Consider the following 24,015-nt stretch of genomic DNA (forward strand, 5'->3'; position numbering starts at 1 on the left):
TAAAACCTCACTACAGATCAGGTCATTTTTTGGCAAAAAGCGGAATTATGCCCAACCAGCGGCGACAAAGCGCATTGGTCGGGCATAATGCATTGATTTAATGACCTAAAATTGCATTCATATCTTGTTCTACGGTCGTGATTGGCTGCATACCAAACTTCTCATACAGAATGGCCATCAGGTTGTCGGTCAGGAACCCCGGTGCCGTTGGGCCGGTATAAATATTTTTCACTCCCAATGACAGCAGTGTCAGGAGAATAACAATGGCTTTTTGTTCAAACCATGACAGCACCAAGCTCAGTGGAAGGTCGTTGACAGTGCAGCCCAACTTTTCTGATAACTTAACGGCCAGCATAATCGCGGAATAAGCATCATTACATTGTCCGACATCCAGTAGGCGGGGTAGCCCTTCCAGAGTGCCGAAGTCCAGCTTATTGAAGCGGTATTTACCGCAAGCTAAGGTCATGATGATGCAATCTTGCGGAACACTGCGGGCAAAATCGGTGAAATAGCTGCGTTCTGTGCGGCTACCATCACATCCGCCGACCAAAAAGACATGACGCAGTTTTTTAGTGGCGACTAAGTCAATCACTGTATCGGCGGCATTGAGTAAGGTTTGGCGGCCAAAACCGACAGTAATCAGGTGTTCCAGCTCATTGTATGGGAACCCTGCCATGCCAAGCGCCTGTTCAATAACTTGTGCGAAATCCTCACCTTCGAGATGATTTACACCCGGCCAGCCAACAATACTGCGAGTCCAAATGCGGTCACCGTAATTGCCCACGTTCGGGTCAATGATACAGTTGGATGTCATCAAAATAGGGCCGGGGAATTTGGCAAATTCTGTCTGTTGATTCTGCCAACCACTGCCGTAGTTGCCGACCAGATGTGGATAGCGTTTTAATTCTGGGTAGCCGTGCGCGGGTAGCATTTCACCATGAGTATAAATATTGACCCCAGTGCCCTCAGTCTGCTCTAGCAGCATTTGCAAGTCTTTGAGATCATGACCAGAAATCAAAATAGCTTTACCGGCCACTGGGCGCACATTGACTGATGTTGGTTGCGGGTCGCCATAAGCTTGAGTTTCGCCGCAATCCAAAATCGCCATGACATTGAAGTTCATTTTGCCAATGCCCATGGCGTTATTCAGTAAGGTGTCGACATCACGGGGTTGTGTGCCCAACCACGCCATATAGGCATGATATTGCGCATAAATTTGTTCATCAAACTGGCCCAGGACATAGGCATGTTCCATGTAAGCCGCAGCCCCTTTCAGGCCATATAAACACAACATTCGCAGACCGTGAATATCATCACCGACCTCAGCTTTGTCATTATTAAGTGCGAATTGCTGGGCTTGTTGTTGCAGGGCGGGGATGTCGTCAGACAGCAGTTGTAGCTCGGCCAGTGGGTGATCGACGGTAATCGTGCTGTCAATCAAACGGCAACGAATAGCCAATGATTGGCGCAATAAAATGGCTTCTTTGGCGTAACCGACGATGCGGTCCGAGTCAAAGTTCACATTGGTCAGAGTCGAGAAAAAAGCTCTGGGTGCAAAGCTGTCAATCTGATGGTCAACAATGCCCAGCTCACGAGCAGTTAATGCCCATGCTGAAAGCCCTTGTAATACGGCTACTAATAAGTCTTGTAAATCAGATGTTTCAGCGGTCTTCCCGCACATCCCTTGGGCATAGGAGCAGCCGTTACCAACAGGTGTTCGGATGGTTTGTTCACATTGCACACAGAACATAATTATTTTTCCTTTTAAAGTTGCATTTGTAATGCGTGTTTAAAAGCATAGAGGTGCGCAAGGGGTTTAAAAAGGCTTTTCTAATGTAACTTTAACTTGTTTTGATTTGGCGCAACTTTTGCTGCGAATGAGAATTTATTCACAATCGGGCAGAGGAGTGCGCAGTGAACTGAGTGACTCACTGCGCGGATGAAACATTATGAGGAAAAGAAAGCAATCAAGATTGGCGCGAGCAAGCTGAGTAAAAAGCCGTGCACGATAGCCGCTGGCACCATTTCCAACCCGCCGCTGCGCTGCAATACGGGCAAAGTGAAGTCCATTGAAGTTGCACCGCACAACCCCAACGCAGTGGAGCGACTGCTGCGCACCAGGGTCGGGATCAGCATGATGGCCACTAATTCACGCGCTAAATCATTGAAGAAAGCGGCACTCCCAATTACTGGGCCGAATGAGTCCGTCAGTAAAATGCCTGATAATGAATACCAACCAAAACCAGAAGCCATTGCTAAGCCGGTCTTAATCGGCAAGCCCATGAGTATTGCGGCGAGCATACCGCCCGCCAATGCACTTATCGCCACGACAAAAGCCACAATCGTGCCACGGCGGTTCAATACAATCTGGCGCAGTGTCATGCCGCTGTTTCGCAGTTGAACTCCGACTAAAAAGAGCAGGAAAATAAGCGCCAGTTCACTGCCTTTAGCCGCAAATTGCAGCCATTCCCATTGGCTCAATCCCAGTAAGAAACCCACGATAACTACGCCGCATAACTTTAACGATTCCAATGCCATATGCAAACGTGAGGGCAAAGCCTCTTGGCGATGCGTATTTTTCCACGGGGTTTTACGCTCCAGCAAAAATAACGCCAGTAAGTTGGCACAGAAAATACACAGGAAAAAGACCCCAGTGTATTGGAAAATAAGCAGCAGGTTAGCGCTGAGGTTTTCCAGAAAGGCCAGACTGATGCCCATAAAGAATAAAATAACGTAGACCATCCAGCTTAATAAGCGGTTGATCAATTGAATTAATGCTTTGCGGCTAAGTGGGATCAGATAACCAATAATTAACGGCAAAAGAATGATCAGCAATCCTGAATACACGAGTTATACCGTCCTGTCCCCTTCTTCATTGATGTTACTGCGGCGCTAGCGGGACTCACTCATCCGAATGATTTACTTACGTAAGTTCATCGAGATAATGAACCTCATGAGAGGTTTATCCTGCGGGCTGGCGCAAACACTGGGCAAAAAGGTTTAAAACCAATTTGTCATTTGTTTGCTGCCTTGCTGTAACGCCAATGACTTTGGGTATTATTAGCAGATGAATAATGGGCTGTGGCGCAATAAACTATCTAAAATCAGGGAAAGAGTAAAGTAACACCGGCAACCGTGGTACTTGACCTATAAGGTTTTTTTACCTGAGGTAATGGGTTAACTTTGTAATCTGATAGTATCAGTATGAATAAATTCGCACCGGAGGCGTAGATGTATCTTGAACGCGTAGATATAGTCGGATTTCGCGGTATTAATCGTATTTCATTGAACCTTGACGATAATACAGTGCTGATCGGTGAGAACGCTTGGGGGAAATCCAGTTTATTAGATGCCCTCACGCTACTTTTGTCCCCCGAACCTCAACTTTATCATTTTACCTCGCAGGATTTTTATTATCCGGCTGGGGATGAGAGTGCTAAAGAGCGCCATTTACAAATAATATTTACATTTTGTGAGAAAGATATTGGTCATTGGCGCGCACCTCGCTATCGCCAATTAGCGCCCCTATGGATAAAAAATGACGACGGTTTGCATCGTATTTATTATCGCGTTGAGGGTGAGTTAGCGGGTGATGGGACTGTTTGTACCTGGCGTACTTTCCTCGATTTGGAAGGCTGCCCACTGGAACTGCACGATATTGAAAAGCTGGCGCGTGGGGTGATTCGAATTCATCCAGTATTGCGTCTGCGAGATGCGCGTTTCATACGCCGGCTGCGTAGCACCACTGCTGAGGGCAGCAACCAGCCGGATAAAACGGCCTTGAATCAGCAATTGGACCAACTCAGCCGGGAGCTGGTGCGAAATCCACAGAAACTGACTAATTCCGAACTGCGTCAGGGTTTGGAGGCGATGCGACAATTATTAGAACATTATTTTGCCGAGCAGGGTTCGCAGTCAGCGAATTTGCGTAATCACCGTTATCGCCCACAACCCGAACGAGAGGCCTGGCTAGCCCTTGATAGCATCAACCGTATGGTGGCTGAACCCAATAGCCGCAGTATGCGATTGATACTTCTGGGAATGTTTTCAACATTGCTGCAAGCAAAAGGGCCTTTGAGCCTTGATCCTCATGCCCGCCCATTGCTGCTAGTGGAAGACCCAGAAACCCGTTTGCACCCGATTATGTTGTCCGTCGCTTGGGGCTTGCTCAGCCAACTGCCCCTTCAACGCATCACTACAACCAATTCCGGCGAATTAATTTCTTTAGTGCCGGTAGAGAGCATTTGTCGATTGGTGCGCGAATCGTCGAGGGTCGCTACATACCGCATTGGCCCTCGTGGCATGAGTTCCGAAGATAGCCGCCGTATCGCTTTTCATATTCGTTTCAATCGGCCTTCTGCTTTGTTTGCCCGCTGTTGGCTGCTGGTTGAGGGGGAAACTGAAATTTGGTTGCTGAATGAACTTGCCCGCCAGTGTGGCTATCACTTTGAAGCGGAAGGCGTAAAAGTGATTGAGTTTGCTCAAAGTGGCCTGCGCCCGTTACTGAAATTTGCTAACAGAATGGGGATACAGTGGCATGTTTTGACTGATGGTGATGATGCGGGTAAGAAGTATGCCGCGACTGTACGCAATATGGCGGAGGATGGGCGCTCTCACGAGCGGGATCGTTTGACCATTTTACCCGCTCCAGATATGGAACATTTTTTATATCGTTCAGGTTTTGATGAGGTATACCATCGGATATCTGGGATCCCAGCAAATGCCAAAATGCAGCCGCGCAGAGTTATTGAAAAAGCTATTCATCGTACTTCTAAGCCAGATTTAGCCATTGAAATAACTAGCTATGCTAGAGAAAGGGGCGTTGAATTAGTCCCTTCATTATTGAAAAAAATGTTTTCCCGCGTAGTCTGGTTGGCGCGAGGCCGGGCGGACTAGCGGGAGGAAATATTCAGCGTGAAGATGTTTAGTCGTCAATGAAATGCGCGGCTAAACCATTTTCAAGTTGCTCAAGCAACTGGTAGCGCCGGCGGTATTCTGCGCGTTTTTTACTCGCAATATCTTCAATGGGCTTGCGTGCAATTCTGGCGGGCAAGTTGAAATGGCCTTCTGCACATTGTTCCCCACCCAGTGACAGCCAGAAAGAGTCGTAATCTGCGTGTAGTTTATCTTTCTTTTTTGCCCGATAACGCCAGTTTTGATAAATATGTGTGGAATTGCCTACGGCAATAATGCGTTCGATTCCCATCAGCTCTGCCAGATAACAGGTCGCTTCCAAAACTAATCGTTTCGGGAATAATCCATGGCAAGCTTTAGTGCAGGTCTGAATTTCACTGTGTGGGGTGTCATTATCTGCGCCCTGCAACCCACCAATAAACAATGTTTTTTGTTTTTGATAGTAAGTCAGACTGAATGTGAGTAATGCCAAGGTATCTTGTTGCTCATTGGCAAGCATCAGCGTAATTTCACCCTCTTTATTGAGTTTTGGAATAACGCCCAAATTAAGAGAATACTTTTCCTCATTCTTACCGGTTAACTCAGTGAGTTTATAAGGAGAATGGTGCAAATAATTGCGGCGTAATGACTCTGGCATACATTGGTTTTCCAACTGGAAATGATCCCGTAGCACTGCCAGTTTTTGCCGATTATTGAGAGTGTTCGCTAAATAAGGCCGGTGTAATTTACAGGGTAAATCCGGTTGCGCGCGAAGTATGCTATTGAGAAACGGTTGCTTCACCAATACACCCAGCAAGTTAAAGGTTAGTTTTGGGCTAATTAAGGAGCGGGCGAGGAATTTAAGCCGAAATTGGGATTCTTGCCATGAGCCGCCCAGCGCTTGATGACCTTTGAACAGCAATGCAATTAACCCCAAACGGTTAATATTGTTAGGGATTAATACGGGGTTGTTAGTGTTGTGCATGATTAAGTCCGTTATATCAATGTATTTCCAGCGCTATTGAAACAAATGGGAACTAAACAGACTCTTAATGCATCTTAGATTTCGCCTGTGATTTGGTTGGCGTTTATATGTCGTTTAGTTAAATGCGCATTGCCGATGCTATTTTCAGCGGGTTGATAAATTTACAATTTAAGGAAGGTAATTGATTTGATGCAGTTCAGTAGAAGTCAGCGCCGATGGCTTATCACAATTGCCGCCTTGATTATCGGCGGTTTTTTCATGGTAAAGCACCTCATGACGCCAACACCGGTTCAATTCCAGACGGTAAAAGTTGCCAACCATGACCTGCAACAGAACGTATTGGCAACCGGTAAACTCGATGCGGTACGCAAAGTTGATGTGGGTGCTCAGGTCAGTGGGCAGTTGGAGAAACTGTATGTGGAAATTGGCGATCAGGTTAAACAAGGGCAATTGCTGGCAATGATCGATCCACAACAGGCGCAGAACCAAATTAAAGAAGTGGAAGCGACACTACAGGATTTGAATGCGCAGTTGGGGCAGGCGAAAGCTGAGCTGCAATTGGCTGCGGTCACCTTGCGTCGTCAGCAAGACCTGGCGAAATTACAAGCCGTGTCCCGCCAAGACTTGGATCAGGCGAGCACGACATTGGCTGTGAAAAAAGCGCAAGTTGAAACGATTAACGCACAAATAAATAAAGCCAAAGCCAGTTTGGATACCGCTAACATTAATTTGGATTACACCAAAATTTCGGCCCCGATGGGCGGAGATGTCGTGCAAATCACGACCTTACAAGGGCAGACCGTGATTGCCGCGCAGCAAGCACCTAACATTTTGACTCTGGCTGATATGAGCACCATGCTGGTGAATGCACAGGTTTCCGAAGCCGATGTTATTCACCTAAAACCGGGTATGAAAGCCTCGTTCACTGTATTGGGTGACCCGGGGAAACACTTTGATGGCGTATTAAAAGATATTCAGCCGACACCGGAAAAAGTCAATGACGCGATTTTCTATGCGGCGCGTTTTGAAGTCCCGAATCCAGACCGATTATTGCGCCTGCAAATGACCGCGCAAGTATCTATTCAGTTGGCTAATGTTCCTCAGGCGATGGTTATCCCATTATCGGCATTAGGTGATGAGTTGGGAACTAACCGCTATCAAGTTGCGGTGCTGAAAGATGGCAAAGAAGAAAAACGCGAAGTCACAATTGGTATCCGTAATAACGTCGACGCACAGGTTATTTCTGGTTTGAATGTGGGCGAGGAAGTCATCGTTAGCCGCGGTGGCACGGAGGAAGCATAATGACGGCATTGCTTGAATTAAAAGGCATCCGTCGTAGCTATCAGTCCGGCGAAGAAACTGTTGATGTTTTGCAGGATGTCTCACTCACCATTAATGCTGGCGAACTGGTGGCGATTATTGGTGCCTCGGGGTCGGGGAAATCAACATTGATGAATATCCTCGGCTGTTTGGATAAGCCGAGCGCGGGTGTCTATCGTGTCGCGGGTCAAGATGTCGCCGCGCTAGATAATGATGCACTGGCCGCATTGCGCCGAGAGCATTTCGGGTTTATTTTCCAGCGCTATCACCTGTTACCTCATTTGAGTGCGGCCCATAATGTTGAAGTTCCAGCCGTTTATGCTGGTTTGGGTAAGAATGAGCGCCGCGAACGAGCGAATATGCTGTTGACTCGATTGGGGCTGGGGGAGCGAGTCAGCTATCAACCCAACCAGCTATCCGGCGGTCAACAACAGCGTGTCAGTATTGCCCGTGCTTTGATGAATGGCGGGCAGGTCATTCTGGCTGACGAACCTACTGGCGCGTTGGATAGCCATTCCAGCGTTGAAGTGATGGCCATTCTGAAGCAGCTCCAGCAGCAGGGGCACACAGTCATTATTGTTACCCATGACCCAACTGTTGCAGCTCAGGCTGAGCGAATTATTGAAATCAAAGATGGCCGTATTATGGCCGACTCTGGTTCGAAATTAGGCCAAAATATCGCCACTTCTGAAGCGATTAGCCTGACACCGCCAGCCCCTTCGTGGCAACAATTAGCCGGGCGTTTTCGTGAGGCGTTGTTGATGGCCTGGCGCGCAATGTCGGCCAATAAAATGCGCACCGCACTGACTATGCTGGGCATCATTATTGGTATTGCCTCGGTTGTCTCTATATTAGTAGTTGGGGACGCGGCTAAACAGCTGGTGTTGGCGGATATTCGGGCTATTGGGACTAACACGATTGATGTCTACCCCGGTAAAGATTTTGGTGATGATGACCCCAGTACCCGGCAAGCATTGGTGTATGACGATATGGCGGCCCTTAAAGCACAGTCTTACGTGAGTGCGGTTTCTCCCACTATCGCCGGCAGTATGCGGTTGCGATATGGCAATATTGATGTGGCCGCCAGTGTTTCGGGTGTTAGCGAACAGTATTTCCGCGTGTATGGCATGAAGCTTGAACAGGGCACTGCTATCACCAGTGAGCAAGTCGAACGCCAATCACAAGTGGTTGTTATCGACCTCAATACGCAGCGCCGCCTATTTCCTCATATCAAAGATGTTGTGGGGCAAGTCATATTGATTGGCAATATGCCGGCGACAGTCGTGGGTGTGGTGGAAGAAAAGCAATCTATGTTTGGCAGCAGTAAAGCGCTACGGGTGTGGGTGCCTTATAGCACCATGGCAAGCCGCTTGATGGGGCGTTCTTACTTTGATTCGATAACTATCCGGATTAAAGAGGGCTATAGCAGCAAAGAAGCTGAGCAACAGTTAGTCAGGTTGCTGACCATGCGCCATGGCAAGAAAGACATCTTCACCTATAACATGGACAGTTTGCTGCAAACTGCAGAGAAAACCACTCGTACGATGCAGTTGTTCCTCACTCTGGTGGCGGTTATTTCGTTGGTGGTCGGTGGTATCGGTGTGATGAATATTATGTTGGTTTCGGTCACAGAACGTACCCGCGAGATAGGTATTCGCATGGCGGTGGGCGCGCGTTCGAGTGATGTTATGCAGCAATTTTTAATCGAAGCTATTTTGGTATGTCTGGTGGGTGGGGCACTCGGTATCTCGCTATCTTTTGCCATTGGTTTGATAGTCGAAATGTTTTTACCTAACTGGCAAATTGCTTTCCCGCCAGTGGCATTGTTCAGCGCGTTTTTGTGTTCAACTGTGATAGGAGTGGTATTCGGCTATCTGCCAGCTCGCAGTGCGGCACGGCTAAATCCTATAGATGCGTTGGCCCGTGAATAAGTCGCTAACAAATATTGAAGGTTGACCCCAGCGGCGCTGACCGCATAATAGATGTTCGAGAAATAAAAATGCCAGTCATTATTGATTGGCTGGCATTTTGAATCGCAATTGATGTTGCACTGCAACAAATCGCCGTGGAAATACCTTTGGCACCAGAGTGTTTAGGTGATGGTATGCCCGAGAAATCTCGGCAGATAAGTGCGTGCTGCTAGGCCAATGCAGCGAGTTCCTGAGGTATGGTGTCTTGCAGTACCACATCTAATGCGAGTGGAACAATCAGGCTGGCATGGTTCCCTTTGGGGCCCAGATGGACATCAAAGTTAACCATTTGACCCGCTTTTAACGTTCGGTAGCCATCCATCTGGATAGTTGAATAGTGAGCGAATATATCTTCGCCGCCGCCCTCAGGGCAAATGAAGCCAAAACCTTTGGCATTGTTGAACCATTTAACAGTACCCGTCTCCATACTTCTACGTTCCTCGCAAGGCTATTCTAGTTCGAGATGAGGTAATTACTGGTTAAAGTGAGCGCAAATTGGTTAAAACTCCAACAGCTCACGAAAATACACTCTAGTGGAAATGGCCTTAACGTCAAGGGGCCAGCTTTTGTCAGAGCGGGGCAGTTCTTCAAAGTTTGATGTAGCTAACGCTATTGTATTTATTTGGATACAATTTAACCGTTCTTAAGGTAAATACAGCGGCTTTTTTCTCTGGCGGCGTTATGGCATAAGTGATGTTAAAATAATAATAGATATCTGCATGAAATGGTCTTATAACCGGAGTGAAGTATTGCTCCTGTGTGGTTCAGTGAAACGATGGGCAGGCAATGGGTAAGAACAACGACTGGCTGAATTTTGAACATTTAGTCAAAGATAAACAAATCGAGGCGCTCAAACCGCCGTCGATGTATAAAGTTATACTTAACAACGACGATTACACACCGATGGAATTTGTGATTGACGTTCTGCAAAAGTTCTTTTCTTATGATATTGAACGTGCAACACAACTGATGCTCAATGTGCATTATCAAGGAAAGGCGATTTGCGGTGTTTTTACTGCCGAAGTGGCAGAGACAAAAGTCGCACATGTAAATCAATACGCCAGGGAGAACGAGCATCCATTGCTTTGTACGCTGGAAAAAGCCTGATTAAGGCAATTATTGGGAGGTGCCTATGCTCAATCAAGAACTTGAACTCAGTCTCAACATGGCTTTCGCCAGAGCGCGTGAGCACAGACATGAGTTTATGACCGTGGAGCACCTGTTGCTGGCATTGCTGAGCAATCCAGCCGCGCGGGAAGCGCTGGAAGCGTGTACGGTTGATCTGGTGGCCTTACGCCAGGAGCTGGAAGCGTTTATCGAACAAACCACACCAACCTTACCCGTCAGTGAAGAAGAGCGCGACACCCAGCCGACGCTCAGTTTCCAACGCGTGTTACAACGTGCAGTTTTCCACGTGCAATCATCAGGGCGCAATGAAGTTTCTGGTGCCAACGTGTTGGTCGCCATCTTCAGCGAACAAGAATCCCAGGCGGCCTATCTTCTGCGTAAGCATGATGTCAGCCGTCTGGATGTAGTGAACTTTATTTCCCACGGCGCCCGTAAGGACGAACCGGGTCAGGCACCGAATGCAGAAAATCCGGTGAATGAAGAACAGGCAGGAGGGGAAGACCGTATGGAGAACTTCACCACCAATCTGAATCAACTGGCCCGCGTTGGCGGCATTGACCCACTTATTGGCCGCGATAAAGAGTTGGAGCGTACCATTCAGGTATTGTGCCGTCGGCGTAAAAATAACCCACTGCTGGTGGGCGAATCTGGCGTCGGTAAAACCGCTATTGCCGAGGGTTTAGCCTGGCGTATCGTGCAGGGCGATGTTCCTGAGGTTATGTCAGAATGCACCTTATATTCATTGGATATCGGGTCACTTCTGGCGGGCACCAAATACCGCGGCGATTTTGAAAAGCGCTTCAAGGCGCTACTGAAACAGTTGGAAAACGATAAAGACAGCATCCTGTTTATCGATGAAATTCATACTATTATCGGCGCTGGAGCCGCCTCTGGCGGGCAAGTGGATGCTGCGAACCTGATTAAACCACTGCTTTCCAGTGGCAAAATTCGGGTCATTGGCTCAACGACTTATCAGGAATTCAGCAATATCTTTGAAAAAGACCGCGCATTGGCACGGCGCTTCCAGAAAATTGATATTACTGAGCCAACGCCGGAAGAAACTGTTCAGATTATCAACGGTCTGAAACCGAAATATGAAGCGCATCATGATGTGCGTTATACCGCGAAAGCGATACGCGCAGCGGTAGAGTTATCTGTTAAATACATTAATGACCGTCATCTACCAGATAAAGCCATTGATGTGATTGATGAAGCTGGTGCTCGTAGTCGTTTGATGCCAGTGAGCAAACGTAAGAAAACTGTCAATGTATCGGATATCGAATCAGTGGTTGCCCGTATCGCCCGTATCCCGGAGAAAACGGTGTCTGCCAGTGACCGAGATGTGTTGAAAAACCTGAGTGACCGCCTGAATATGCTGGTATTTGGTCAGGATAAGGCCATTGAGGCATTGTCCGAGGCGATTAAAATGAGCCGTGCGGGCTTGGGTCATGAGCACAAACCTGTCGGGTCATTCCTGTTTGCTGGCCCTACTGGAGTCGGTAAGACAGAAGTGACAGTACAATTGGCTAAAGCGCTGGATATCGAACTGCTGCGTTTTGATATGTCGGAGTATATGGAGCGCCACACGGTTAGCCGCTTGATCGGGGCACCTCCGGGCTATGTTGGTTACGATCAAGGTGGTTTGTTGACTGATGCGGTTATCAAACATCCTCACGCCGTTTTGCTGCTGGATGAAATTGAGAAAGCGCATCCAGATGTGTTTAACCTGTTATTGCAGGTGATGGATAATGGGACGCTGACAGATAACAATGGCCGTAAAGCTGATTTCCGTAACGTCATTCTGGTGATGACCACCAATGCTGGCGTTCGTGAAACACAACGTACTTCCATTGGCTTTAAACAGCAGGACAACAGCACTGACGCGCTGGAAGAGATCAAAAAGGTGTTTACTCCGGAATTCCGTAACCGGTTAGATAACATCATTTGGTTCAATCACTTGTCACCGGCGGTTATCCAGCAAGTGGTTGATAAATTTATCGTTGAGTTGCAGGCGCAATTAGATGCCAAAGGCGTGTCACTGGAAGTCAGTGAGGAAGCACGTGATTGGTTATCTGATAAAGGCTACGACAAGGCGATGGGCGCGCGACCAATGGCACGAGTGATTCAGGAAAACCTGAAGAAACCACTGGCAAACGAGTTGTTGTTCGGTTCTCTGGTTGATGGTGGCTCAGTTACTGTTGGGCTGGATAAAGAGAAACAGCAGTTGGCTTATGAGTTTCAGAGCGCTCAAAAACGCAAAACTGAAGGTGCAGTTCACTAAGTCTGCGAGCTGATATTTATGTTGTAGCGTCATATTAGAAATAAAATAAAGGGCGATAAGCTAATTTAGCTATCGCCCTTTTTATTTCTTTGCACATTTTACTTTTATTTGTGTGGTGAATAATTGCACTAAATCGACAAATAAAAGAAAACGCAAAACGCCCTTGCCATAAATTAGGAAGGGCGCCGGAGGGGGGACTACATCCTCAGAGCTCGCCAGTCTTAAACTGGCGACAGATTAGCCGATTAACGGCTACGGAAGACAATGCGGCCTTTGCTCAGGTCGTACGGGGTCAGCTCTACAGTGACTTTGTCACCCGTCAGGATGCGGATATAGTTTTTACGCATTTTACCGGAGATATGAGCGGTTACCACGTGCCCGTTTTCCAATTCAACGCGGAACATGGTGTTCGGCAGCGTATCAAGAACGGTGCCCTGCATTTCAATATTGTCTTCTTTGGCCATCGAATCCTCTAGGTGTAACTACCTTAGTTTTTAACCGGCAAGATAATGCCGAAAAACCCACATTATGTAAAGAAGTGTTGGCGGTCATCGCACCATTTCAGCAAAATTAGTCTGCCGGTAAGAGGGGATAAAGCCTAATGTGGGGTTCTTTTCAGCGGTTGAGCTTTACTGCATCGCGAATGAAAAATTCAACGATTGCGGTAACCAGCATTCAGCCGGTAGTGGACTAAACTGGAGTTGACTCAACTGCTGCAAAAAAAAGTTTCGTGGGATCTCAAGCGCACCCAGCGACGCAGTGTGAGCGTTGAGGACCTGACAGTCAATCAGTTCTCCACCATGATGGGTAAAATGATGACAAAAAACCATTAAAGCGCTTTTTGAGGCATTATCCGCCCGGCTAAACATAGATTCACCACAAAAGAGTGAACCTACTGAGATACCATACAAACCACCAATCAGCTCATTTTCCAACCAAACCTCTACAGAATGGGCATGACCCAGTGTATGTAACTGGCAATAAGCCTGCTGAACATCATCGCCAATCCAAGTTCCCTCATCACGCAGCAAGGCACAGGCACGGACAACATCTTCAAAAGCATGGTTGAGAGTAAATTTATAAGGGCAGCGGCGCAAAAAACGCTTCATGCTCCGGCTGATATGTAAATCTTCTGGATACAAGACGGCTCTGGGGTCAGGTGACCACCATAAAATCATCTCCCCTGGGCTGAACCAAGGAAAAATTCCTCGCTCATAAGCGGCCAGCAAACGCGGTGGTGATAAGTCCCCACCCAGTGCCAGTAACCCATTTGGTTCGCGCAGAGCCAGCTCAGGCGAGGGGAACGCAAATGATTGAGATGAGAGCTGTGTGATGCGCATAAATCCCCTTGGTGACACTTACAGGCCCATTTGGGCATCCTTGCCGTATTTGAAGGCTCAGAATTATTAGTGATGTTTATTCGGACGAGCCTTTTAACGGCGTAAGCACATAGAGATTAACAGACCAATTCTGAAGCTTAGCTCTATGAGTTTACGTGCATACCGTTCAAGGTCCGTCCGATTAGGTGCCTGTATTACCTGACTGCAATTCCAATAGCATTGGATGTAATCATCAATAACAAATAATACTGCTTTGCTTTCAGTAGCTTTACTTAATATTAGCTGTAAATTTGCTGATTATCTGTTTGTGCTTAGTCCCTTGATTCACGCCAGCTCTTTGCATTAATGCCGTTGATGGAATTGGTAGTAGCGCCCCTTGTTGTGTAACAAGCCTTGGTGATTGCCTTGCTCAACTATTTTTCCGCCATCCATTACGCAGATCCGATCCATATATTCCAGTCCATACAAGCGGTGAGTGACAATAATCAGGCTTTTATGCTGACAATGTTGGCGTAGCAACGTCAGAATCTGTTGTTCAGTTTCTGCATCTAACCCTTCTGTCGGCTCATCTAGAAGTAGCAGTGGTGCTGGGTGTAGTAATGCGCGAGCAATTCCTAAACGGCGTTGTTCACCACCAGATAATGGACGACCACCGTCCCCCATCCAGGCATTCAGTCCTTCGCTGTTATCCAATAAATTGGCCAAACCGACTTGTTCCAAAACAGATTTTAGCTGTACATCTGATGCAGTAGGGCAGGCCAGTAACAGGTTTTCTCGTAATGTACTGCTAAAAATGTGCACCCGTTGGCTGACTACTGTCATCATTTGGCGTAGCGCGGTTTCATCATAGCTAGCTAAATGTTTCCCATTCAGCGTGATAATGCCTTTATTTGGATCCCATGCTCGCGTTAATAATTGTAATAGTGTGGATTTACCACAGCCGGTACGGCCTAATAGCGCAATATGCTCCCCTGCGGCCAGTGACAGCGATATATCCTGCAAAACAGGTAATGGCTGCTGTGGGTAAGTAAAACTCAGCCCTGTCACTTCTAGCGCTGCTTGTGAGATTGCTGCCGGCCCGGCCACTGGGAATGTCACTTCGGGTTTTTGTTCCATCAATTGCCCAACGCGGGTCGCGGACGCAATAACCTGCCCTAAGTGTTGGAAGGCGCCCGCAACCGGTAGCAGCGCTTCAAATGCTGCTAGCGATGTGAAAACAAACAAAGCCAGTAATGCACCGGGCTGGCTGTCACCACCTATTCCGGCAGCGGCCAGCCATAAAATTAATGTTACCGTCAGACCTGAAGCGAGAATCATTAAAGCTTGTGCCAGACCAGCCAAGGATGCCTGTTGTTTTTGGCGAACCATCCAGCATTGTTCAATCTCTTCCAATGAAGTTCGAAAACGGTGTAATGCACCGAAAACCAACAGTTCTGCTTGACCCTGTAGCCATGAGGTTAATTGTGAGCGATAAAGCGCGCGTAACTCCGTTAAATCACGGCCAATAGGTTTTCCTGCACGATAGAAGATAAGTGGCACTAGCAATAACAACCCTAGCAGGATGGCACCGAGTGTCAGGGCTAAACTGGCATCGATATAACTCAGACCAAATGTGACGGCTGCAATGATGACAATGGCAGCAACCAACGGTGATATTACTCGCAGATAGAGATGGTCGAGTGTATCGACATCGGCAACGAGGCGGTTCAGCAACTCGCTTTGGCGAAAGCGAGCAATACCCGCAGGGGAAAGTGGCAATATTTTCTGGAATGCAAAAACTCGCAGATGTGCCAACACTCGGAATGTCGCGTCATGACTGACGACTCGCTCGGCGTAGCGTCCTGCTGTTCGGGTAATCGCAGCGCCCCGAACACCCGCCGCAGGCAGCAGATAGTTAAAGGTATATAATCCTGCTGGACCAGCAATGGCGGTACCCGCAAGGAACCAACCCGATAAAGTGAGTAGTCCGATGCTGGCGAGTAATGTGACGATTGCTAGCAAAATACCCAGGCAAATTAGGAACCAATGACGGCGATACAACGCCAGAAAGGGGAGAAGTACTCGCATGATTAAAGCTCCTCATTGCGGTGGGACAGCAGATTGGCAAATGAACCTGCAGACTGACTTAAACTGGAGTAATCACCTTGTTGAATTAAAAGGCCTTTATCCATTACCCAGATTTGATCATACCCCAGAGTATCTTCTAACTGGTGAGTAACCAGTAATGTGGTCTGCTTACGGGAGGCTTCTTCTAGCGCTTTCATTACCAACTGTTCGCTATGGGCATCCAAACTGGCAGTTGGCTCGTCTAGCAACAAGAGCCGGCACGGGTTTAGCAAAGCTCTGGCAACAGCAATTCGCTGGGCTTGGCCAACAGAAAGGCGTGCTGAATGGTCACCGATTTCAGTACCCAGCCCTTGCGGCAAGTCATTTAGGAATTCATCAATGTAGGCGCGCTTAATCGCCAGCTGTAGCTGATTATTATCAGCATCGGGTTGGCCCAACACTATATTGGCTACCAGTGTTTGCTCCGGTAAAGTCGGATTTTGCCCGACCCAACTTAACTGCTCACGCCAGGTTTTAGGATCCAGTTCACGCAATTCAATATCGTTGACTTTTAATGAGCCACGGTAGGGTAAAAAACCCAGTAGCAAGTTAAGTAATGAGCTTTTTCCCGCACCACTTAGACCGACAATAGCCACTCTTTTGCCCGCCGTTAGGGAGAACGTCAGCGGCCCTGCTAAACGAATACCTGTAGGGGACAAAACTTCCAGTTCATTCGCTTCCAGTCTGATGGCATCTGTGCCATCCAGTATTTTATTGCCTTGACCAATAACCTCGCTTTCACTGCTTAAAAATGTCACCAGGGACTCAGCAGCGCCAACAGCTTGTGCTTTGGCGTGGTAAAACGTCCCCAAATCTCGCAGTGGTTGGAAGAATTCGGGTGCCAGAATCAAAACCAGAAAACCAGCAAACAGTGATACACCAAGGCCATAACTACCAAAGTTTAATTCTCCCAAATAGGAAAAACCAAAGTAGACAGCAACAACAGCGATGGATATGGCGGCGAAGAACTCCAACACCGCAGAGGAGAGGAAAGCCATTCGCAGCACTTCCATGGTGCGCCGGCGGAAATCCTCCGAGGATTCGCGAATTTGATCCGTTTCTGCTTTGGCGCGGTTAAATAGTCGCAAAGTATCCAAACCACGCAGGCGGTCAAGGAAGTTACCACTTAGACGAGCTAATGCTACAAAATTTCGCCGGTTAGCATCGGCTGCGCCCATTCCCACCAGCGCCATAAACAAGGGAATTAGTGGCGCGGTAACAAATAAAATTAAGCCTGCTGCCCAGTTTATAGGGAAAACAGCAATTAGAATCAGCACTGGAATAAAGACAGCTAAATACATTTGTGGCAGATAGCGAGAATAGTAATCCTGCATATCTTCAATTTGTTCCAGAATAATTGTCGCCCAACTTCCCGCAGGTTTGCCTTTTACCCAGGCAGGCCCAAGTTGCTCTAACCGGTCTAACACCATTTTGCGGATCTGCTGGCGCACCTTCATGCCGCAAATAAATCCCACGCGTTCACGTAACCAACTGATCACAGCCCGGACGGCGAAGGTCCCCGCCAGTAATCCAAAATCAGTGACCAGTGCTGTGCGGGGGACTTTGTCAATAATCAAAGATTGCAGCAAGGTAGCCAACAGCCAAGCTTGAGCGATAATCAATAACCCACTGAGGAGGCCAAGTAACATGGACAGGCGGAGCCAACGTTGCGCGGGGGCGCTTTGTTTTTTCAGCCAACGAATCAACTCATACTGTCTTGTTTTATTCATCGGGCAATTTATCTGCACTGAGTACGGGGAAACTTCAAAAAATGTTTGTCATCTCTAAAGATGGCAAACTGGTGAGGGCCAATATTACCTCGTCATGCTATGAGGTGAAACCATAATGCTTGTGATAGTCGCCGCATTAGTCGATATCTATAATTTGCTGTTTTTCATTGACATGTAGATATAAAAAATTAAGGAACAACAGAAACCAAAAACGGGCGGCTCACGTGTGTGTCAGCTGCCCGTCTGTATTAGATGAAACTGTGATATCAGATGCCAAGATCAATAGGGATTATTTATCGTTAGCTAATCCATCCAGATAGCGTTCGGCATCCAGTGCGGCCATACACCCGGTACCCGCCGAGGTGATAGCTTGGCGATAAATATGATCCATAACATCGCCTGCCGCGAAAACTCCCGGAATTGAGGTTTGCGTAGCATTACCCTGAAGGCCTGATTGCACTTTGATGTAACCATTTTCTAATGCCAACTGGCCGGCAAAAATAGCGGTGTTAGGGCTATGACCAATAGCAATGAATACACCCGCGACGGCGAGTTCTTCGGTTTCATTACTTTTGGTGGACTTCAGACGCACACCTGTTACACCCATATTGTCCCCCAGCACTTCATCCAATGTTCGGTCAGTGTGCAGCACAATATTGCCGTTTTTCACTTTCTCCATCAGGCGGTCGATAAGGATTTTTTCTGAACGGAAGCTATCACGACGGTGAATTAGATGAACTTCAGCGGCGATATTTGCCAGATACAACGCTTCTTCAACGGCCGTATTGCCGCCGCCGACCACGGCAACTTTCTGATTACGATAGAAAAAACCATCGCAGGTAGCGCAGGCTGAAACCCCTTTGCCTTTGAATGCTTCTTCCGATTCCATCCCGAGATAGCGTGCGGATGCGCCTGTCGCAATAATTAATGCATCACAGGTGTATTCAGCACCATCACCAAATAGGCGGAATGGGCGGTTTTGTAAGTCGACTTTGTTGATGTGGTCAAACAGAATTTCGGTCTGGAATTTTTCTGCATGTGCATGCATCCGTTCCATTAACGCCGGGCCGGTCAGACCTTCCGGGTCACCGGGCCAGTTTTCGACCTCAGTGGTGGTGGTCAATTGACCGCCTTTTTCCATTCCGGTAATCAATACAGGTTTCAGGTTGGCGCGCGCCGCATAAACTGCCGCGGTATAACCTGCAGGGCCAGACCCTAAAATAATCAATTTGCTATGTTTAGCCGTGCTCATGAATACCTCTTTCCCACAATGGCGGACAATGTTAGCGATTGTAGGGAAATTCGTGCATTAAAAAAAGCAGGCAAAAATGTTGTTAGCGATTTTTTTGATAGGTCATACCTATTTAATGAACTAAATGTATTAAGAATCGACAGTTAGCCAGTAAATAAAATCAAGCTGGGCATAAATTAGACCAAAATTGATTTCTACGTTATGGGCTAAATAGTCTTAAAAACCTTTGACCCTATAAAGAATGTGGCTTGCAAGCCGATTATTCAAAAAAAGCTGACAACTTACTCATGCTCTTTTGCACCATTTTCTAGCAAATAAATGGTGAAAAAATAGGTAAGAGAAGGGGGCTGGGATTTTAATTCTGGCACGTTCTACTGATTTAACTTCTTTTACTTTGACAATCGGCTGTGCATTTGCGAAAACATCATAGGAAGAAGAAATTATCTGCGCGCCATAATTTCAGATTTGGTATCAGTGATACCAAGCGAAAACCCTGGAATGTTTTCGATTAATACTGGATGGCATGTGGAGTATGTTCTCGAACAACTGTAGGGGGGAAGTTTCTACAGGTGTTCGTGATGCGCTATCTCTTCCTCAACGCTAATAATCATCGAGTACCTCGCATACAGTTGACAGACAGGGTGTGAGATAACAACGTGTTGATATATTTGCATAAAACAGGCTGCGGGTCGTGGTTTGCAACAAGCTGAAAATCTATTGCTGATTAAGGCATGTCGCAGACTCAAGGAAATTAAGAGAGACTATAAGATGATAGATAATAAAAAACGCCCGGGGAAAGAGCTTGATCGTATAGATCGTAACATCCTCAATGAATTACAAAAGGATGGGCGCATCTCTAACGTTGAGCTTTCAAAACGAGTAGGGTTGTCACCAACACCATGTCTGGAACGGGTTCGCCGCTTAGAGCGTCAGGGCTTCATTCATGGCTACACCGCACTGCTTAATCCACAGTATTTGGATGCATCACTGCTGGTTATCGTTGAGATTACTCTGAATCGTGGCGCTCCGGATGTATTTGAGCAATTTAATGCCGCTGTAAAAAATCTTGAGGAAATTCAAGAGTGTCACCTGGTTTCCGGCGATTTCGACTATTTGTTGAAAACCCGCGTACCGGATATGTCCGCTTACCGTACTTTACTCGGTGAGACCTTGCTTCGCCTGCCGGGCGTTAACGACACCCGTACCTATGTGGTCATGGAAGAAGTGAAGCAGAGTAACCGCCTTGTGATTAAAACGCGGTAAACAGGCAGGTGCAAAACCTGAGTAATTTGGTTACACTCCTGTTTATTCATACAGTTTCAACGCCGGGAGGGTTCTCGGCGTTGTTACTCATACCAGTTAACAGGAACCTGGAGAGCCTTTCTTGAGCCAGGAATATACAGAAGATAAAGAAGTTACTTTGAAAAAACTCAGCAGTGGGCGTCGTTTGCTTGAGGCTGTTTTGATTGTAGTAACGATTTTGGCAGCCTTCCTAATGGCCGCGCTGCTCAGTTTCAATCCTTCAGACCCGAGTTGGTCGCAAACCTCATGGCACGAGCCTATCCATAATCTTGGCGGCAGTGTTGGTGCCTGGATGGCCGACACGCTGTTCTTTACATTTGGCGTCCTGGCTTATGCCATTCCCGCCATTATGGTGATGTTGTGCTGGGCGGCATTCCGTCAGCGTGATACCAGTGAACATATTGATTACTTCGCACTCTCGCTGCGCCTGATTGGCACATTAGCGCTGATTTTAACGTCATGTGGATTGGCAGCATTAAATATTGACGATCTCTACTATTTTGCCTCCGGTGGTGTGATTGGTAGTTTATTCAGTAATGCTATGTTGCCGTGGTTCAATGGTGTTGGTGCGACCTTGACGTTGCTCTGTATTTGGGCCGTTGGCCTGACGCTCTTTACAGGTTGGTCATGGTTGGTCATTGCTGAAAAGATTGGTGGGGTCGTCTTAGGTTCGTTGACATTTATGACTAATCGCTCACGTCGTGAAGAACGTTATGACGATGAAGATGATGATTATCCGCTTGATGATGCCAATTCTGTTGAGCAAGATAAAAGTGCAGTAGCCAATAAAGTTGTCGCGGGTGTAGCCGCGGCTACCGCGCTGGCGGCAAATTCAGCCCATGCAGATGACGACGATGTTTTGTTCTCTGCACCATCAGTAACCGATACACCTGTCAGTCCTCTATCCGATGCGGCAATACTGGCTCCGAGCGGTGAAAGCGCGGCTGAAACCAAAGATAACTATGACCCATTATTGAGCACATTACGTGCGACAGATGATGGTGATCAGTCTGTATTATCTCAAACAGAGAGCTTTTCAGAACCGACTATCAGTCACAGTACAGCACCAATGGTTGATACTAAGACAGAGACACCGCCGCTCTATTCGTTTGAAATTCCACAAGAAGCGACCTCGCCAGCGCCGACTCGTATTGCTCTACCGATTGAACGACCTGAGCCTCAGCTGGGTTCATGGGATAAACCAGTAACACCGGCGAGCCATTCACCTTTTGATTTTTCTGCGGCACAGCGCCATAGCGATCAGGTGGAAAATACCTCTTATATGAATCCGGGATTAGGCGCAGATACTGATAGTCTGGCCGCTCTGGGGTCAGCCAGTCGCCCTGAGTCTGCTGCGGGTATTGTGGCGGCAAGTGCAGCCGCCGCTACGTTTATGCCAGCATTTACTGCTATCAGTGATAGCAGTTCGCAGGTTAAACAAGGTATAGGGCCGGAGTTACCAAGACCCAATCCTGTCCGTATCCCGACACGGCGTGAGCTGGCATCCTATGGTATCAAGCTCCCGTCTCAACGTATGGCGGAGCAGGAGCAACGTGAGCAAGAAGTGCAAACTCCACAAGCGCCTGAGACGCCGTTCACCGCAAGTGTTACATCTGAAGATGATGATGCATTAGAACAGGCAATCTTGCGTAAAGCCTTTGCTGATCAGCAATCCGAGCGTTATGGGCAATCAGCGACTGCGGGAGTGAATACTTTCTCAGCGGTAGAGCCGGAAGATGAACAAGCCTTGCAAGAGGCAGCCTTGCGACAAGCTTTTGCCGCGCAGCAACAACATCGTTATGGTGCAGATCATGGTGAAAATCGCGAGTACGAACCCGCTGCTGTTGAAGAGATGCAGCCTGTAGACACTCGCAGTGCCTTTACATTCTCGCCTGTTGCCGATCTGATTGATGAAAGCCCGCGTGAGCCTTTGTTCACGCTTTCTCCGTATGTTGATGAAACCGTACAGTCAGCAACCGCGCAAGCCACCTCGGCACCTGCGCAACCTGAGCAGGTAGCGGCCTATCAGTCATCGGGTGCGCATCAATCTCAACAAGGATATTCAGGTCAATCAACACCCGTACAGCCAATGACCTCTGCGCAACCCACTTCACCTGTGCAGCCAACCCCGGCGATGGACAGTTTGATTCACCCATTCCTAATGCGTAATGACCAGCCGTTGATCAAACCGACAACACCATTACCTACGCTGGATTTACTTTCTTCTCCGCCAGCGGAAGAAGAGCCCGTTGATATGTTTGCTTTGGAGCAAACTGCTCGCCTGGTTGAAGCGCGCTTAGGTGATTATCGGGTGAAAGCAGAAGTTGTCGGTATATCTCCTGGGCCAGTGATTACTCGCTTTGAGTTAGATTTAGCGCCAGGCGTTAAAGCTTCACGTATTTCTAATCTTTCTCGTGATTTGGCACGTTCACTATCTGCCATTGCTGTGCGTGTGGTTGAAGTCATTCCTGGCAAACCTTATGTCGGGCTTGAGCTACCCAACAAACATCGTCAGACCGTTTATTTACGTGAAGTTCTGGATTGCGCCAAATTCCGTGATAACCCATCTCCTTTAGCTATCGTGTTGGGTAAAGACATTGCTGGGCAACCCGTCGTCGCTGATTTAGCCAAAATGCCACACTTGCTGGTGGCGGGTACGACCGGTTCTGGTAAGTCGGTTGGTGTTAACGCAATGATTCTCAGCATTTTGTATAAAGCGACCCCAGATGATGTGCGCTTTATCATGATTGACCCGAAAATGCTGGAGTTGTCAGTGTATGAGGGTATTCCTCATCTGTTAACCGAAGTGGTTACTGATATGAAGGATGCGGCGAATGCATTGCGTTGGTGTGTTGGTGAAATGGAGCGGCGCTATAAGCTGATGTCCGCATTGGGTGTGCGTAACCTCGCGGGATACAACGAGCGAGTTGCCCAAGCTGAAGCTATGGGGCGGCCAATTCCAGACCCATTCTGGAAACCCTCCGATAGTATGGATATCTCACCGCCAATGTTGGTGAAATTACCTTATATCGTCGTCATGGTGGATGAGTTTGCTGATCTGATGATGACGGTGGGCAAGAAGGTCGAGGAACTGATAGCCCGTTTAGCACAGAAAGCCCGTGCTGCCGGTATTCATTTGGTTCTGGCTACTCAGCGCCCGTCAGTAGATGTCATTACTGGTTTGATTAAAGCTAACATCCCAACCCGTATCGCATTTACGGTCTCCAGCAAGATTGACTCACGTACAATCCTTGACCAAGCCGGTGCAGAATCGCTATTGGGTATGGGGGATATGCTGTATATGGCGCCTAACTCCTCAATTCCAGTGCGCGTTCACGGCGCTTTTGTTCGTGATCAGGAAGTACATGCTGTTGTTAATGATTGGAAAGCTCGAGGTCGCCCTCAATACATTGAGAGTATTCTTAGTGGTAGTGACGAAGGTGAAGGTGGCAGTCTTGGTCTGGATAGTGACGAGGAATTGGATCCGCTGTTTGATCAGGCGGTGAGTTTTGTTCTGGAGAAACGCCGTGCGTCTATCTCCGGGGTGCAGCGCCAATTCCGTATTGGTTATAACCGTGCGGCACGTATCATTGAGCAGATGGAAGCTCAGCAGATTGTCAGTACCCCGGGACATAACGGTAATCGTGAAGTTTTAGCGCCGCCGCCACATGAGTAATACCTTTTATCGAAACAGTTAACATAGAGAGG

At 47.7% G+C, this 24,015-nt stretch carries 16 protein-coding genes; 7 read left to right on the top strand and 9 right to left on the bottom strand.

Annotated elements, in window-relative coordinates; genetic code table 11:
* Positions 1-97 precede the first annotated feature (97 nt).
* Positions 98-1,750 (bottom strand): hydroxylamine reductase, encoded by a 1,653-nt coding sequence (gene hcp, locus F0T03_RS08270; RefSeq protein WP_159677788.1) that lies wholly within the window; start codon positions 1,748-1,750, stop codon positions 98-100.
* 197 nt (positions 1,751-1,947) lie between these two features.
* Complete coding sequence (locus tag F0T03_RS08275) at positions 1,948-2,847, bottom strand: LysO family transporter (RefSeq protein ID WP_145553624.1); 900 nt, start codon at positions 2,845-2,847, stop codon at positions 1,948-1,950.
* A 384-nt stretch (positions 2,848-3,231) separates the two neighbouring features.
* Between F0T03_RS08275 and F0T03_RS08280 the strand changes: the two genes are divergently transcribed.
* Positions 3,232-4,896 carry an ATP-dependent endonuclease gene (locus F0T03_RS08280; RefSeq protein WP_145553622.1) on the top strand — a complete coding sequence of 555 codons (1,665 nt, stop codon included), beginning with the start codon at positions 3,232-3,234 and terminating at the stop codon, positions 4,894-4,896.
* 28 nt (positions 4,897-4,924) lie between these two features.
* Here the strand turns inward: F0T03_RS08280 and F0T03_RS08285 are convergent, their stop codons facing one another.
* Positions 4,925-5,878 (bottom strand): VirK/YbjX family protein, encoded by a 954-nt coding sequence (locus F0T03_RS08285; RefSeq protein WP_159677791.1) that lies wholly within the window; start codon positions 5,876-5,878, stop codon positions 4,925-4,927.
* 189 nt (positions 5,879-6,067) lie between these two features.
* Between F0T03_RS08285 and macA the strand changes: the two genes are divergently transcribed.
* Complete coding sequence (macA, locus tag F0T03_RS08290) at positions 6,068-7,180, top strand: macrolide transporter subunit MacA (protein ID WP_162526915.1); 1,113 nt, start codon at positions 6,068-6,070, stop codon at positions 7,178-7,180.
* On the top strand, positions 7,180-9,129 hold the full coding sequence (macB, locus tag F0T03_RS08295; RefSeq protein ID WP_159677795.1) for a macrolide ABC transporter ATP-binding protein/permease MacB: 1,950 nt from the start codon (positions 7,180-7,182) through the stop codon (positions 9,127-9,129). The genes macA and macB overlap by 1 nt, the downstream gene beginning before the upstream one ends.
* 208 nt (positions 9,130-9,337) lie before the next feature.
* On the opposite strand, the gene cspD is transcribed toward macB, so the two are convergent.
* The gene (cspD, locus tag F0T03_RS08300; RefSeq protein WP_159677797.1) at positions 9,338-9,595 is read right to left on the bottom strand and encodes a cold shock-like protein CspD; all 258 of its coding nucleotides are present in this window, start codon (positions 9,593-9,595) and stop codon (positions 9,338-9,340) included.
* A gap of 359 nt (positions 9,596-9,954) precedes the next feature.
* Between cspD and clpS the strand changes: the two genes are divergently transcribed.
* Both clpS and clpA read left to right on the top strand, forming a co-directional pair.
* Positions 9,955-10,275: an ATP-dependent Clp protease adapter ClpS gene (clpS, locus tag F0T03_RS08305; RefSeq protein WP_004389612.1), complete on the top strand. Its 321-nt coding sequence runs from the start codon at positions 9,955-9,957 to the stop codon at positions 10,273-10,275.
* A 25-nt stretch (positions 10,276-10,300) separates the two neighbouring features.
* Positions 10,301-12,577, top strand: a complete 2,277-nt coding sequence (gene clpA / locus F0T03_RS08310; RefSeq protein WP_145553610.1) for an ATP-dependent Clp protease ATP-binding subunit ClpA — start codon at positions 10,301-10,303, stop codon at positions 12,575-12,577.
* Positions 12,578-12,822: 245 nt separating this feature from the next.
* On the opposite strand, the gene infA is transcribed toward clpA, so the two are convergent.
* The 5 genes from infA to trxB all read right to left on the bottom strand — a co-directional run bounded on the left by infA (position 12,823) and on the right by trxB (position 19,005).
* Complete coding sequence (gene infA, locus F0T03_RS08315; RefSeq protein WP_002211347.1) at positions 12,823-13,041, bottom strand: translation initiation factor IF-1; 219 nt, start codon at positions 13,039-13,041, stop codon at positions 12,823-12,825.
* 165 nt (positions 13,042-13,206) lie between these two features.
* The gene (gene aat / locus F0T03_RS08320; RefSeq protein ID WP_159677799.1) at positions 13,207-13,917 is read right to left on the bottom strand and encodes a leucyl/phenylalanyl-tRNA--protein transferase; all 711 of its coding nucleotides are present in this window, start codon (positions 13,915-13,917) and stop codon (positions 13,207-13,209) included.
* Between the two features lie 342 nt (positions 13,918-14,259).
* Positions 14,260-15,984, bottom strand: coding sequence for a heme ABC transporter ATP-binding protein/permease CydC (gene cydC / locus F0T03_RS08325; RefSeq protein ID WP_145553606.1), 1,725 nt, complete (start codon positions 15,982-15,984; stop codon positions 14,260-14,262).
* Positions 15,985-15,986: 2 nt separating this feature from the next.
* Positions 15,987-17,753, bottom strand: coding sequence for a heme ABC transporter permease/ATP-binding protein CydD (cydD, locus tag F0T03_RS08330; RefSeq protein ID WP_159677801.1), 1,767 nt, complete (start codon positions 17,751-17,753; stop codon positions 15,987-15,989).
* A gap of 289 nt (positions 17,754-18,042) precedes the next feature.
* On the bottom strand, positions 18,043-19,005 hold the full coding sequence (trxB, locus tag F0T03_RS08335) for a thioredoxin-disulfide reductase (RefSeq protein ID WP_145553602.1): 963 nt from the start codon (positions 19,003-19,005) through the stop codon (positions 18,043-18,045).
* Between the two features lie 768 nt (positions 19,006-19,773).
* Between trxB and lrp the strand changes: the two genes are divergently transcribed.
* Both lrp and F0T03_RS08345 read left to right on the top strand, forming a co-directional pair.
* Positions 19,774-20,268 (top strand): leucine-responsive transcriptional regulator Lrp, encoded by a 495-nt coding sequence (lrp, locus tag F0T03_RS08340; protein ID WP_002211340.1) that lies wholly within the window; start codon positions 19,774-19,776, stop codon positions 20,266-20,268.
* 121 nt (positions 20,269-20,389) lie between these two features.
* A complete protein-coding gene (locus tag F0T03_RS08345) occupies positions 20,390-23,983 on the top strand; it encodes a DNA translocase FtsK 4TM domain-containing protein (RefSeq protein WP_159677803.1) in 3,594 nt (1,197 codons plus the stop codon).
* Positions 23,984-24,015: the final 32 nt, after the last annotated feature.

The sequence above is a fragment of the Yersinia canariae genome (genome assembly GCF_009831415.1).
GTDB lineage: Bacteria > Pseudomonadota > Gammaproteobacteria > Enterobacterales > Enterobacteriaceae > Yersinia > Yersinia canariae.

Excerpts from the sequence above, each read along its gene's own strand:
- hcp (WP_159677788.1), bottom strand. The coding sequence starts at position 1,750 with ATGTTCTGTGTGCAATGTGAACAAACCATCCGAACACCTGTTGGTAAC.
- F0T03_RS08280 (WP_145553622.1), top strand. The coding sequence starts at position 3,232 with ATGTATCTTGAACGCGTAGATATAGTCGGATTTCGCGGTATTAATCGT.
- F0T03_RS08285 (WP_159677791.1), bottom strand. The coding sequence starts at position 5,878 with ATGCACAACACTAACAACCCCGTATTAATCCCTAACAATATTAACCGT.
- macA (WP_162526915.1), top strand. The coding sequence starts at position 6,068 with ATGCAGTTCAGTAGAAGTCAGCGCCGATGGCTTATCACAATTGCCGCC.
- macB (WP_159677795.1), top strand. The coding sequence starts at position 7,180 with ATGACGGCATTGCTTGAATTAAAAGGCATCCGTCGTAGCTATCAGTCC.
- cspD (WP_159677797.1), bottom strand. The coding sequence starts at position 9,595 with ATGGAGACGGGTACTGTTAAATGGTTCAACAATGCCAAAGGTTTTGGC.
- clpS (WP_004389612.1), top strand. The coding sequence starts at position 9,955 with ATGGGTAAGAACAACGACTGGCTGAATTTTGAACATTTAGTCAAAGAT.
- clpA (WP_145553610.1), top strand. The coding sequence starts at position 10,301 with ATGCTCAATCAAGAACTTGAACTCAGTCTCAACATGGCTTTCGCCAGA.
- infA (WP_002211347.1), bottom strand. The coding sequence starts at position 13,041 with ATGGCCAAAGAAGACAATATTGAAATGCAGGGCACCGTTCTTGATACG.
- aat (WP_159677799.1), bottom strand. The coding sequence starts at position 13,917 with ATGCGCATCACACAGCTCTCATCTCAATCATTTGCGTTCCCCTCGCCT.
- cydC (WP_145553606.1), bottom strand. The coding sequence starts at position 15,984 with ATGCGAGTACTTCTCCCCTTTCTGGCGTTGTATCGCCGTCATTGGTTC.
- cydD (WP_159677801.1), bottom strand. The coding sequence starts at position 17,753 with ATGAATAAAACAAGACAGTATGAGTTGATTCGTTGGCTGAAAAAACAA.
- trxB (WP_145553602.1), bottom strand. The coding sequence starts at position 19,005 with ATGAGCACGGCTAAACATAGCAAATTGATTATTTTAGGGTCTGGCCCT.
- lrp (WP_002211340.1), top strand. The coding sequence starts at position 19,774 with ATGATAGATAATAAAAAACGCCCGGGGAAAGAGCTTGATCGTATAGAT.